The 12,755-nt window shown below is 55.3% G+C and carries 12 protein-coding genes; all 12 read left to right on the top strand.

Going from position 1 to position 12,755, the window contains the following annotated elements; genetic code table 11:
- Window positions 1–1,002 (top strand): proton-conducting transporter membrane subunit (locus tag B2T33_RS00435; protein ID WP_286790883.1); only part of this gene is annotated, 1,002 nt, incomplete at its 5' end.
- A gap of 6 nt (window positions 1,003–1,008) precedes the next feature.
- Window positions 1,009–2,526 (top strand): NADH-quinone oxidoreductase subunit M, encoded by a 1,518-nt coding sequence (locus B2T33_RS00430; RefSeq protein WP_008891220.1) that lies wholly within the window; start codon window positions 1,009–1,011, stop codon window positions 2,524–2,526.
- Between the two features lie 11 nt (window positions 2,527–2,537).
- Window positions 2,538–3,977, top strand: coding sequence for an NADH-quinone oxidoreductase subunit NuoN (nuoN, locus tag B2T33_RS00425; RefSeq protein ID WP_232308431.1), 1,440 nt, complete (start codon window positions 2,538–2,540; stop codon window positions 3,975–3,977).
- Between the two features lie 2 nt (window positions 3,978–3,979).
- A complete protein-coding gene (locus tag B2T33_RS00420; protein ID WP_286790882.1) occupies window positions 3,980–4,738 on the top strand; it encodes a biotin--[acetyl-CoA-carboxylase] ligase in 759 nt (252 codons plus the stop codon).
- A gap of 43 nt (window positions 4,739–4,781) precedes the next feature.
- Window positions 4,782–5,576, top strand: a complete 795-nt coding sequence (locus B2T33_RS00415; protein WP_008891217.1) for a type III pantothenate kinase — start codon at window positions 4,782–4,784, stop codon at window positions 5,574–5,576.
- A 73-nt stretch (window positions 5,577–5,649) separates the two neighbouring features.
- Window positions 5,650–7,326, top strand: a complete 1,677-nt coding sequence (locus tag B2T33_RS00410) for a ribonuclease J (protein WP_197147393.1) — start codon at window positions 5,650–5,652, stop codon at window positions 7,324–7,326.
- Window positions 7,327–7,433: 107 nt separating this feature from the next.
- Window positions 7,434–7,838 carry a methylmalonyl-CoA epimerase gene (mce, locus tag B2T33_RS00405; protein ID WP_008891215.1) on the top strand — a complete coding sequence of 135 codons (405 nt, stop codon included), beginning with the start codon at window positions 7,434–7,436 and terminating at the stop codon, window positions 7,836–7,838.
- A 110-nt stretch (window positions 7,839–7,948) separates the two neighbouring features.
- Window positions 7,949–8,188, top strand: a complete 240-nt coding sequence (locus B2T33_RS00400) for a DUF1467 family protein (RefSeq protein ID WP_008891214.1) — start codon at window positions 7,949–7,951, stop codon at window positions 8,186–8,188.
- A gap of 528 nt (window positions 8,189–8,716) precedes the next feature.
- Window positions 8,717–9,184, top strand: coding sequence for a hypothetical protein (locus B2T33_RS00395; protein WP_252724113.1), 468 nt, complete (start codon window positions 8,717–8,719; stop codon window positions 9,182–9,184).
- Window positions 9,185–9,334: 150 nt separating this feature from the next.
- Entirely contained in the window at window positions 9,335–10,660 is a 1,326-nt protein-coding gene (gene proS, locus B2T33_RS00390) for a proline--tRNA ligase (protein ID WP_197147395.1), read from the top strand.
- Between the two features lie 116 nt (window positions 10,661–10,776).
- Window positions 10,777–12,027 (top strand): lipoprotein-releasing ABC transporter permease subunit, encoded by a 1,251-nt coding sequence (locus B2T33_RS00385; protein ID WP_063089389.1) that lies wholly within the window; start codon window positions 10,777–10,779, stop codon window positions 12,025–12,027.
- Complete coding sequence (locus B2T33_RS00380; protein WP_008891210.1) at window positions 12,020–12,754, top strand: ABC transporter ATP-binding protein; 735 nt, start codon at window positions 12,020–12,022, stop codon at window positions 12,752–12,754. The genes B2T33_RS00385 and B2T33_RS00380 overlap by 8 nt, the downstream gene beginning before the upstream one ends.
- The last annotated feature ends 1 nt before the right edge of the window (window position 12,755 follow it).

Raw genomic sequence — 12,755 nt, 5'->3', positions numbered from 1 at the left:
GCCTATTCGACCTGTTCGCAGCTGGGCTATATGTTCTTTGCCTGCGGCGTGTCGGCCTATTCGGCAGGTGTCTTCCACCTGATGACACACGGCTTCTTCAAGGCGCTTCTGTTCCTTGGTGCCGGTTCGGTCATCCATGCCATGTCTGATGAACAGGACATGCGCAAGATGGGCGGCATCGCCAAAATGGTTCCGCTGACCTTTGCTGTGATGGTGATCGGGACGTTGGCGATTACCGGTGTTCCGGGCTTTGCGGGTTACTATTCCAAGGACCTTATCCTTGAAAGCGCCTATGGGGCACATACCGGCGTTGGCCTGTATGCGTTCTGGGCAGGTATCCTTGCGGCTCTGATGACCTCGTTCTACAGCTGGCGTCTGATCTTCCTGACCTTCTTCGGCGCTCCGCGCGCTGATGAACGCACCATGGCGCACGTGCATGAAAGCCCGGCGATCATGACCGGTCCGCTCCTGTTCCTGACCGTCGGTGCTGTCTTTGCCGGCTGGTTCGCGAAGGACTGGTTCGGTGGCGGCGACTTTGAAGAAATGCTGACCTTCTGGAATGGCGCACTCTTCATGGCCGAAGGTCACAACGCTCTGGAAAATGCACACCATGTTCCGGGTTGGGTGAAATGGGCACCGTTTGTTGCCATGATCTCTGGTCTGTCGCTTGCGATTGTCATGTACAAGCTCGTCCCGTCGCTTCCGCGCACGCTGGCCAACACCTTCAACGGTGTTTACCGCTTCGCGCTGAACAAATGGTACTTCGACGAGCTTTATGACAAGATTTTCGTCAAGCCGGCCTTTGCTTTGGGCTATGGCTTCTGGAAATCAGGGGATGGTGCCATCATCGATGGTTGCGGTCCGGATGGTGTGGCAGCTGCTTGCCGTAACATCGCACGTCGCGTCAGCGCCATTCAGAGTGGTTTCGTCTATCACTATGCATTTGCGATGCTGATCGGCATTGCAGCGCTGGTCTCCTACACAATTTGGAAGATGGGTTAACGGGCGATGAGTGATTGGCCAATTCTTTCGATCGTCACTTTCCTGCCGCTGGTCGGTGCAGCCCTGCTGCTGCTGATCAATGGTGAAGAGGCGACTGTTGCCCGCAATTCCCGTTGGGTTGCGCTTTGGACCTCGGGGTTCACATTCCTCGTATCCTTGATGCTGTGGGTGAACTTCGATGCAACGACCGCAGATTTCCAGTTCGTCGAGCAGGCGGACTGGATGCCGGGTCTGAACATTTCCTATCACATGGGCGTTGACGGTATTTCCGTTCTCTTCGTCCTGCTTGCGACCTTCCTCACACCGATTTGTATCCTGTCGGCATGGGAAGCGATCCAGAAGCGCGTGAAGGAATACATGATCGCCTTCCTCGTTCTTGAAACGATGATGGTCGGCATGTTCAGTGCCCTTGACGGTCTGCTGTTCTATCTGTTCTTTGAAGGCGTCCTGATCCCGATGTTCATCATCATCGGCGTCTGGGGTGGTCAGCGTCGCGTCTATGCGGCATTCAAGCTGTTCCTTTATACCCTTCTTGGTTCGGTCCTGATGCTGGTGGCACTGCTTGCGATGTATTTCGAAGCGGGCACCACCGATATCCCGACCCTGATGGAATACGGCTTCGATTATAATATGCAGCTCTGGCTGTGGCTGGCCTTCTTCGCATCGTTTGCCGTCAAGGTGCCGATGTGGCCGGTCCATACCTGGCTGCCCGATGCCCACGTTGAAGCACCGACAGCTGGTTCTGTGATCCTGGCTGGTGTGCTGTTGAAAATGGGTGGTTACGGTTTCCTGCGTTTCTCGCTGCCGATGATGCCGCTGGCATCTGAAACCTTCGCACCGCTCGTCTTCACGCTGTCGATTGTTGCAATCATCTACACGTCGCTGGTCGCCCTTGCGCAGCAGGACATGAAAAAGCTGATTGCATATTCGTCGGTCGCCCATATGGGGATCGTGACCATCGGTGCATTCACCTTTAACCAGCATGGTATCGAAGGTTCGATCTTCCAGATGCTCAGCCACGGTGTGGTTTCCGGTGCACTCTTCCTGTGTGTCGGTGTGGTCTATGACCGTATCCATACCCGTGAAATCGACGCCTATGGTGGTCTTGTCCACCGTATGCCGAGCTACGCACTGATCTTCATGTTCTTCACCATGGCATCGGTCGGTCTGCCGGGTACGGGCGGGTTCGTTGGTGAAATCCTCGCACTTCTGGGTGCGTTCGAAGCCAACACCTGGGTCGCCTTCTTTGCGGCAACTGGTCTGATCCTTGGTGCGGCCTATGCGCTGTATCTCTATCGCCGGATTATTTTCGGGGCACTCACCAAAGAGAACCTGAAAACCATCCTCGATCTGAGCCCGCGTGAATGGATTATCTTTGCACCGCTGGTGATCATCGTTCTGTGGATGGGGGTCTATCCGGTCTCCTTCCTCGACATCATGCATGTCTCGGTTGAGAACCTCGTCAACCAGGTCGAAACGGCCCAGGCTGCAGCGGCACAAGCCGCCCAGCTGGCTGCGAATTGAGGGGAATGAACATGGGAGTTTCTATGCTCAACCTCGGGGCCGCGCTGCCCGAAATGTTTATGGCAGTTTCTGCCTTGGCGCTGTTGATGCTTGGGGTTTTCGCCGGCAAGGACAAATCCTTCCGCACCGTATCCTGGCTGGCAGTTGCTGCCCAGGTCATTACCATCGCACTGGTGGTAATGGGTGATGGTGGTTCGGCATTCTTTGGTCAGTTCAGTGCTGATCCGTTTGCCAAGTTCTGCAAGGTCCTGATCCTGATCGGTTCTGCAACCGGCATTATCATGGCCATGAACTTTGCCGAGCGTGAAAACATGGCACGCTTCGAGTTCCCGATCCTGATCTCTCTTGCCACGCTTGGCATGATGGCGATGGTATCGGCAACCGATATGCTGTCGCTGTATCTTGGCCTCGAACTGCAGTCGCTTGCGCTTTATGTTGTTGCGGCCATCCGCCGTGACACCGTGCGTTCGACGGAATCGGGTCTGAAATACTTCATCCTCGGGTCGATCGCCTCGGGCATCCTGCTGTATGGCATGTCGATGGTCTATGGCTTTACCGGCACCACGAACTTCACCGTTCTGGGCAATACGCTTGTCGGTGGTGAACTGCCGCTGGGTGCGCTGGTTGGTCTGGCCTTCATCTTTGCCGGTCTGTGCTTCAAGGTTTCCGCTGTTCCGTTCCACATGTGGACCCCGGACGTTTATGAAGGTGCGCCGACCCCGGTCACGTCCTTCTTTGCTGTTGCCCCGAAGATTGCCGGTCTGGCGCTGTTCATCCGCGTTGCCGTTGGTCCGTTTGGCGGTGCTGTCGAAGACTGGCAGCAGATCATTGTCCTGATCTCCATCCTGTCGATGGCGGTTGGTTCGTTTGCCGCACTTCGTCAGGAAAACATCAAACGTCTGATGGCTTATTCGTCCATCGGTCACGTTGGTTTCGCACTTGTCGGTCTGGCCGCAGGCACGCAGGAAGGTGTCACCGGTGTTCTGGTTTATCTGGGTATCTACCTTGTCATGAACCTTGGCACCTTTGCCGTCATCCTGTGCATGCGTCGTAACGACCGCATGAACGAGGAAATCACCGATCTTGCCGGTCTTGCGAAAACCAAGCCGCTGATGGCTGCGATCACTGCGATCTTCATGTTCTCGATGGCAGGTATCCCGCCGCTGGCTGGCTTCTTTGGCAAGTTCTATGTCTTCAAGGCAGCCGTCGATGCCGGTCTTGTGACGCTTGCAGTTATCGGTTTGGTGACCTCGGTTGTCAGTGCCTATTACTACCTGCGTATCATCAAGGTCATGTATTTCGACGAGCCAGTCGAAGGCTTTGATCGCAATGGTACCGAGATGAATGTCATCATGGCGGTTGCCACGATCATCATTCTGGCCTTCGTCTTCTTCCCGAACCCGCTGATGGATAGCGCAGCTGTTGCCGCGGCATCGCTGTTTGGGATGTAAGAATGGCATTGCGAACGATCCGTCTTCCCGAAGGTTTCACCCTTCACGAACTGGAAGCGGTCGACAGCACGAATGAAGAGGCCAAGCGCCTCGCAGACAAGGGCGCCCAAAGTGGCGCCCTTGTTATAGCCAGAACCCAGACGTCTGGCCGTGGCCGCCGTGGCCGTGCCTGGTCGTCACCGGTGGGTAATCTGTATTCGTCGCTGTTGCTGCGTCCGACCTGTTCACTGGCCGAAGCCGCCCGTCTGACCTTCCTGATCGCTGTTGCCATGGCCGAGGCGGTTGAAACCGTCACCGGCGGTATGGTGCGTCCGGATTGCAAATGGCCCAATGACCTGATGGTCAATGATCGCAAGATTTGCGGTATCCTGCTTGAAAGTGCGTCCAATCAGCGATCAGCAACCGATTACCTTGTGATCGGGGCAGGGGTGAATGTCGCCTTTTTCCCCGATGATGCCGAACGCCCGGCAACCTCGTTGGCGGCGTTGGGCTCCCCGGTTTCGGTTACGGATCTGATATCAACCTATGTTGCGCGCGTTGCGCACTGGTTGCCGATCTGGGAACAGGATGGTTTTGAACCGATCCGCGAAGCTTGGCTGGCGCGGGGATATGGCATTGGCAAACCGGTTGTCGCCCGCCTGACCGAACGCGAACTTCAGGGAACTTTCGTCGGGCTTGATGAGGGTGGCGAACTTATCCTAAGAGAAGACAGCGGTTTTGAGCACCGCATCGGGGCTGGCGAAGTGTTCTTTGCCGCCTGATATAACCAAATAGCTTGCTTTGTAGCGGAGGCTTGTAAGCATCATGTTGCTTGCGATTGACGCCGGGAACACCAACATCGTCTTTGCCGTTTTTGATGGCGATACCATCAAGGGCCAGTGGCGCTGTTCCACCACCACCGAACGCACCGCGGACGAGCTGGGCGTGTGGTTGCATCATCTTTTCACGTTGTCTGGCGTGCCCAAGGATGCGATTACGGGGGCGATTATCGCCACCGTGGTTCCGGCTGCGGAATTCAGCCTCAAGACCCTGTGTCGCCGTTATTTCAACGTCGAACCGATGGTTGTCGGGGATCCTGCGGTCAATCTTGATATGAAAATCATCATGGACCGACCAAGCGAGGTGGGCGCTGACCGCCTTGTCAACGCGATTGCCGCCCACGAACTGTTTGGCGGGCCGCTGGTGGTGCTTGATTTCGGCACGGCCACGACCTTTGACGTTGTCGACGGCAATGGTGATTACCTTGGCGGTGTGATTGCGCCGGGTGTAAACCTGTCGATCAAGGCCCTGCATATGGCCGCTGCCCAGTTGCCGATGGTCGCGATCGAAGCCCCGCGCAGTGTGGTGGGCAAAAACACGGTCGAAGCCATGCAGTCAGGGGTTTACTGGGGCTATGTCTCGATGATCGAAGGGTTGCTTGCGCGTATTCGCCAACAGCAAAATGTCGACCAAATGAAAGTCGTCGCAACCGGTGGGCTTGCGCCGCTCTTTACCAAGGCGGTTGATGAAATTGAATATCTGCATGGTGATCTGACCATGCTGGGTTTGTTGATGATCTATCGTCGCAACAGCCAGCAGACCGAACGCCCTACAGGATAAAGACTTGCGTGACGCAAGGGGAACGATTATCCCGCATGTAATTGATGCGCCGAAAACAAAGGATATAGCTTCCGTGGATTTGTATTTGCCAAAAGATGACGTTTTGTTCGTGCCGCTCGGAGGTTCCGGCGAAATTGGCATGAACCTGAACCTTTATGGCTATGACGATCAATGGTTGATGGTCGATATGGGGGTTTCGTTCGGCGAGGAAGGCCTGCCGGGCGTCGATGTAGTCATGCCCGACCCGACCTTTATCGAGGAACGCAAGGACAAGCTGCTTGGCCTGGTCCTGACCCACGCGCACGAAGATCACTTGGGCGCGGTGCCGTATCTGTGGCCGCGTTTGAAATGCCCGATTTACGCGACCCCGTTTGCCGCCGAATTCCTAAAGGCCAAGCTGTCTGAAACCGATTTTGCCGATCAGGTGCCGATCCATGTGATCGAACTGGGCGGGCGGTTCCAGCTAGGCTGCTTTGATATCGAATTCGTCACCATGACGCACTCGATCCTGGAACCGAATGCTCTTGCGATCCGGACGCCTAAAGGCCTGATTGTCCATACCGGCGACTGGAAGTTCGATCCCGACCCCCAGATTGGCGAGGCATCGGATGTCAAAAAGCTCGAAGCACTGGGCGATGAAGGCGTCATGGCGCTGGTCTGTGATTCGACCAATGTGTTCTCGGAAGGCAAAACAGGCTCCGAAGGCGACGTTGCCAAGAACCTGTCCAAACTGTTCGCCGAACACCCGCAGGGGCGCATTGCCGTTGCCTGCTTTGCCACCAACGTTGCCCGTGTGCAGTCGGTGATCGAGGCGGCCCATGAAAACGGCCGTTGTGTCGGGCTTGCCGGCCGGTCGCTTAACCGCGTAACAGAGGCCGCGCGTGAAGTCGGCTATCTTAAAGGCTATCCGAACCTTCTGACCGACGAAGACGCGATGGAAGTGCCCAAGGATCAGGTGCTTTTGCTGTGCACCGGATCACAGGGCGAACCGCGTGCCGCATTGTCGCGCATTGCCAAGGGCGATCATCCGACGGTTCAACTCGATCCGGGTGATACGGTGGTGTTTTCGGCGCGTGAAATTCCTGGCAATGAAAAGTCGATCGGCTATATCCAGAACCTGCTGATTCGCCGTGGCGTCAAAGTCATCACCGCGCGCGATGAACCGATCCACGTGTCGGGCCATCCGGGCCGTGAAGACCTGACCCGCATGTATCAGCTGACCCGCCCGAAAATTCTTGTGCCGGTGCATGGCGAAACCCGCCATCTGTGCGAACAGGCCGCCCTTGGTGCAGAATGCCAGATCCCCGAACAGGTCATCCCGCATGACGGCACGGTTATTCGGCTGGCGCCCGGCGATGCCCACGTTATCGGCGTGGCAGAGGCCGGTGTTCTCGCCCTTGATGGCGGTCGGTTGCTCAAACGCGATGCCGATACCTTCCGTAACCGCAATCGCATCGTTTGGAACGGCGTGATGTTTGTGACCGTGGTGCTCAACCAGTTTGGCGAAATGGTCAATGAACCGATGATCACAGCCCCCAGCCTGTTTGACGAGCCCGGCGAAGAAACCCGTCTGGATCAATTTGCTGCCGAAATCGGCAATCGCATTGATCAACTTAATGACGAAGAAGTCATGGACGATGCCACGGTGATCCTTGCCGTCCGTCAGGCCCTGCGCCGTCCGGTGCGTCAACGCATGGGCAAACGCCCGCTGATCGAAGTCCATCTGGCGCGCGTGAAAGAGCAGGGCTGATTGAGCACGCAGGCAACCGCATTCGACCAAAAGCGCAGTTGTCTTAAAGATGTTCACCGTCCTAGATTGGCCCCAATCGGGCAGATGAAAGACGCAAGGAGAACACCATGATTGGACGGCTGAACCACGTTGCGATTGCTGTGCCGGACCTTGAGGCCGGGATTGCGCAATATCGCGATGTTCTGGGCGCAAAGGTCTCGGAGCCGCAAGACGAGCCTGATCACGGCGTGACGGTTGTGTTTGTCGAACTGCCCAATACCAAGATCGAACTGCTCTATCCGTTGGGGGACAACTCCCCGATCAAGGGTTTCCTTGAAAAGAACGCGTCGGGCGGCATTCATCATGTCTGCTATGAGGTCGATGACATTCTGGCCGCGCGTGACAAGCTGCAGGCAAGTGGTGCACGTGTTCTGGGCGATGGTGAACCCAAGATCGGTGCCCATGGCAAGCCGGTTCTGTTTTTGCATCCCAAGGATTTCAACGGAACCCTGGTCGAACTCGAACAGGTTTGATCTACCCCCTCAGGAGATCCGCCTCACAACGTCCGGCCTTGCAAAACAGGTCGGGCGTTTCTATCGTCTTTTAAACATTCAGATGCTGCATCCAACCCGAAGGCACCCCTATGAACTGGTTTTCCGGACTTCTTGTTTACATCGTTATCTGGTGGCTGGTTCTGTTCATGGTGCTGCCGGTCGGCGTGAAGCGGGTCGAAAATGTTGAACCGGGCCATGACAGCGGTGCACCGGAAAAGCCGCATATGTGGAAAAAGATCCTCGCCACCAGTCTGATTTCGGCAATCCTGTGGGTGGTCGCATGGTTTGTCATCACCAGCGGCATGATCGAAGTCCGGCCGCCGCAATAAGGCGTTTGCCCCACGCCGCAAAACATAAAACCCCGCAACATTTTGTGCGGGGTTTTGTCGTTTGGCGCGTCGCAAGCCCTGCAGAAAAATCATGGCTTGGCGCGTCGATTGGTGCAGGAGCAAAAAAAAAGCAAGATCACAAGGATCTTGCTAAGACGCTATTTTTATAGCTGTTTTCCCGTAATCTTTTTATACTTCCTCCTAAGACCTGGGCTTATGCACAGGTTTTATTTCGACGTCGCGCCTGCTTCTTGTATGCTTATTGGCAACAAAGCCTCCCGCAATATTATGAGCGGCTGCGATACGCCTTCCGCAACGATCTTGCGCCGTTAGCGGACGACTAAAAAGCCACATGTTTCGTTTTTATGCAAGATGTTTTGACCAAACTTCACAAATGAATCGTTGCTGCACTGCACACAGATAGGACGAAACTAAATCATGCCCCAGTTTTCATTGGTCCAATCTATCTCAAAAGCCGGATTAGGTCATAAAATCAGACTATTGGCTCCTGCGACTGCGGTGATGCTGATGGTGTCTCCACTCATCACGGCCTACGCGCAGGACGAATCCCCGTTCCCCTCCGCGACAGAACAAACGGATGGCGGTGCTGCGGATGATGCTGCAGCAACAAGTGAGGCATCGGCACCAACGATCATCGTTACGCGTGCTGCCTGCAAGGAACTGGTTACCCACGTGCCGGATGATGATGTGGCGTACAAGCCGGGTGTCGATGTGCGCGGGAATGCGGTTGCCCCGGCCGATTTGAATGGGGGCAGCAACATCTTGAATTCGCTGCCCAAGGAAATCGAATTTCCGGTCACCATCGACTTCTTCAAATATTCGGGAATTACCGTGCCGGACGGGGTCAGCGGCGAACAGAATGTCGGCAAGATCACCTATCGCAACGGGCGGGTTTATTTCAACGATCAGCCACTTGGCGATGATGCCAATAACGCTGAACTGATTGATGCTTGCCGCAAGGCTGGCTTTCGCTGATTGCCGTCGTCGTTTTGCCATCTTTGGCGCTTAACCAGCCATCGATGATATAAAGCAAGTTCCGGCTTGCGTTTCGGGCTGCTCTGTCGCATTTTCCGGGCAAGGTTATTACAGACCCAAATATTCAGATCTGATCATCACGAGGCATTGATGCGTCTTTCCCAGTTCTTTCTGCCGACCCTGAAGGAAACCCCTTCGGAAGCCCAGATTGCGTCCCATCGTCTGATGCTCCGCGCCGGTATGGTGCGTCAGCTGACCGCAGGGATCTATTCCTGGCTGCCACTCGGCCACCGTGTTCTTAAAAAGATCGAACAGATCGTTCGCGAAGAACAGGACAAGATCGGCTTTAACGAGCTTCTGATGCCCACCATTCAGCCGGCCGAGCTTTGGCAGGAAAGTGGTCGTTATGATGATTACGGTCTTGAGATGCTGCGCATCACCGACCGTCATGATCGCAAGATGCTGTTTGGTCCGACCAACGAAGAAGCGATCACCGACATCTTCCGCAAGGATGTGCGCTCTTATAAACAGCTTCCGCAGCTGCTCTATCATATCCAGTGGAAATTCCGCGACGAAATCCGCCCGCGCTTTGGCGTGATGCGGGGGCGCGAATTCTACATGAAAGACGCTTACTCGTTCGATATCGATTACGAAAGCGCGCGTCACACCTATAACAAGATCTTCCTGGCTTATTGCCGCACCTTCACCCGTTTGGGCGTCAAGGCGATCCCGATGGTGGCCGATACCGGCCCGATCGGTGGTGATCTTAGCCACGAATTCATCATTCTGGCCGATACCGGCGAAAGTGAAGTGTTCTGCGACAAGAAGTGGCTCGACAAGGACCTGACCGGCAAGGGCGTTGATCTGAATGATCGTACCGGCCTTGAAAACTGGGTACAGGGCACGCTTGAAGATTACGCCGCAACCGAAGAAATGCATGATGCCAGCAACGAGGCCGTAACCGCCCTTGGTGATGATCTTGTCACCACGCGTGGCATCGAAGTCGGTCACATCTTCCACTTCGGCACCAAATATTCCGAACCGATGGGCGCAACCGTCCTTGGCCCGGATGGCACCGAAGTTCCGGTTCAGATGGGCTCGTACGGCATTGGCGTGTCGCGCCTTGTCGGTGCATTGATCGAAGCATCCCACGACGAAAACGGCATCATCTGGCCGGAATCTGTCGCGCCGTACAAGGTTGGTCTGATCAATCTGCGTACCGGTGACGATGAATGCGATGCGGCCTGCGAAGATGCCTATGCCAAGCTGACCAATGCCGGGGTCGAGGTCCTTTATGATGACCGTGACATTCGTGCCGGTGGCAAGTTTGCCGATATGGATCTGATCGGTCTGCCCTGGCAGATCGTCATTGGCCCTAAAGGCCTTAAAAACGGTGTTGTTGAACTCAAGAACCGCAAATCGGGTGAGAAAACCGAAGTCACCTTTGAAGCGGCGCTTAATCAGCTCAGCGCCTGATAAAATATGCTTTCGGACGGGGCAGCTTGTGCTGCCCCGTTGCCATTTTCGGTTTGAACGCTAAGTTCTTTGTTCATACCTTTTTCCTGACCCGCTTCCACAAGGATCGATTGCCCATGTTCAGTCCGTTCGAACGTATGGTGGCCTTTCGCTACCTGCGTCCACGTCGGCAGGAAGGCTTTGTTTCCGTCATCGCCATCTTCTCTTTGCTCGGCATCATGTTGGGTGTTGCGACACTCATCATTGTCATGTCGGTGATGAATGGTTTCAGGGCAGAACTGCTTGGCCGAATTCTCGGGCTGAACGGCCATATCTCGGTCTATGCACAGGGTAATGGCGGCCTTGGTGACTACACCAAGATCGAAGACGAGATTGCCAAAAACGGCAATGTTGTTCTGACGGTGCCCGTGGTCGAAGGGCAGGTGATGGCATCGAAAAATGGCCGCGCGTCCGGTGCCATTGTGCGCGGCATGCGCCCCGAAGATGTCAAAAAACGCAAAACAATCGCCGATAATATCGTTTTCGGCTCTCTTGATGATTTCAAGGGTGAAGACACCGTTATCATGGGCGCGCGTCTGGCCATGAAGCTTGGCGTTGGCGTTGGCGATACGGTCAACCTGATTTCGCCGAAGGGCAATGTCACCGCATTCGGTTCCGTGCCGCGTGTGCGTGGTTATACCGTGGCGGGCTTGTTTGATATCGGCATGTATGAATATGACAGCGGCTTTATCTTCATGCCGCTGGAGGCCGCGCAGGTCTATTTCCGCCTGCCGGAAAAAATCACCCATTTTGAAGTGATGCTTGAAGATATCGGCGCACTTGATGACACGATGGAGGAATTGCTGACAAGCTTGTCCGGGCAATCCTTGCGTCTGGTCAATTGGCAACAATCCAATGCCGGGTTCTTTAATGCGCTTCAGGTTGAACGCAATGTGATGTTCCTGATCCTGACCCTGATCATCCTTGTTGCCGCCTTTAACATCATTTCCGGCATGGTCATGCTGGTAAAGGACAAGGGCCGCGATATCGCCATCCTGCGCACCATGGGCGCGACCCGCCAATCGATCATGAAGGTGTTCTTCCTGGCGGGTGCCTCCATCGGTGTGCTGGGCACGATTTCCGGTCTGGTTATTGGGGTTCTGTTCTGCCTGAACATCGAAAATATCCGTCAGTTTATCCAAAGCCTGACCGGGACCGATCTGTTCAATGCCGAGATTTACTTCCTGTCGCAGCTGCCAGCGGACATGGATGTCGGCGAGGTCGTTATGGTCTGTATCATGTCGCTGACATTGTCCTTCCTTGCCACGGTCTATCCGGCATGGCGGGCATCGCGCCTCGATCCGGTGGAGGCCCTGCGTTATGAGTGATCTGTTGAAAACAACCGCCGAACAGCGTGCGCGCAAAGTTGTGCTGCGCCTCGAAAAGATTGATCGCATTTTCAATCAGGGCCCCGATCAGCTCGAAATTCTGAAATCGGTTGATCTCGAAATCCATCAGGGCGAAATCGTTGCCCTTGTCGGGCCGTCAGGCGCGGGTAAATCAACCCTGCTTCAGATTGCCGGTCTCTTGGAAAAGCCCGATGGGGGGCTTGTGTCCATCGGTGGCAAGCGCAGCACGGATCTGTCTGATCTGGCGCGCACTGAAATGCGCCGCAGCCACATCGGCTTTGTCTATCAGTACCATCATTTGCTGCCGGAATTTTCAGCCCTTGAAAATGTCGTCATGCCGCAAATGATCAAAGGCCTGAAGCGGGCCGAGGCCGAAGAGCGCGGGCTGGAATTGCTGCGTTGTCTTGGCCTTGAAAAGCGTGCCGATCATCGTCCGGCGCGTTTGTCAGGCGGTGAGCAACAGCGTGTTGCAATTGCCCGTGCGCTGGCCAACGTGCCTGATGTGTTGTTTGCCGACGAACCCACCGGTAACCTTGATCCGCAAACGGCCGAAACGGTGTTTGGCATGTTGATGACACTGGTGCGTGAAACCGGTCTTGCGTCGCTGATTGCGACCCATAACCCGGAACTTGCACGCCAGATGGATCGGGTGGTGACGCTGCGCGACGGTCATTTGATCGAACTCGATCCCGCTGATCTTCCCTAAG

It is taken from the genome of Thalassospira sp. UBA4513, from assembly GCF_002388495.1.
GTDB classification, from domain to species: Bacteria; Pseudomonadota; Alphaproteobacteria; order Rhodospirillales; family Thalassospiraceae; genus Thalassospira; species Thalassospira tepidiphila.
This window is presented reverse-complemented; position numbering and strand designations above follow the sequence as displayed.

What these genes read in the sequence shown, in the direction of transcription:
- nuoN (WP_232308431.1), top strand. Translation starts at nt 2,538, where the DNA reads ATGGGAGTTTCTATGCTCAACCTCGGGGCCGCGCTGCCCGAAATGTTT.
- B2T33_RS00430 (WP_008891220.1), top strand. Translation starts at nt 1,009, where the DNA reads ATGAGTGATTGGCCAATTCTTTCGATCGTCACTTTCCTGCCGCTGGTC.
- B2T33_RS00380 (WP_008891210.1), top strand. Translation starts at nt 12,020, where the DNA reads ATGAGTGATCTGTTGAAAACAACCGCCGAACAGCGTGCGCGCAAAGTT.
- mce (WP_008891215.1), top strand. Translation starts at nt 7,434, where the DNA reads ATGATTGGACGGCTGAACCACGTTGCGATTGCTGTGCCGGACCTTGAG.
- B2T33_RS00385 (WP_063089389.1), top strand. Translation starts at nt 10,777, where the DNA reads ATGTTCAGTCCGTTCGAACGTATGGTGGCCTTTCGCTACCTGCGTCCA.
- B2T33_RS00400 (WP_008891214.1), top strand. Translation starts at nt 7,949, where the DNA reads ATGAACTGGTTTTCCGGACTTCTTGTTTACATCGTTATCTGGTGGCTG.
- B2T33_RS00420 (WP_286790882.1), top strand. Translation starts at nt 3,980, where the DNA reads ATGGCATTGCGAACGATCCGTCTTCCCGAAGGTTTCACCCTTCACGAA.
- B2T33_RS00415 (WP_008891217.1), top strand. Translation starts at nt 4,782, where the DNA reads ATGTTGCTTGCGATTGACGCCGGGAACACCAACATCGTCTTTGCCGTT.
- B2T33_RS00395 (WP_252724113.1), top strand. Translation starts at nt 8,717, where the DNA reads ATGGTGTCTCCACTCATCACGGCCTACGCGCAGGACGAATCCCCGTTC.
- proS (WP_197147395.1), top strand. Translation starts at nt 9,335, where the DNA reads ATGCGTCTTTCCCAGTTCTTTCTGCCGACCCTGAAGGAAACCCCTTCG.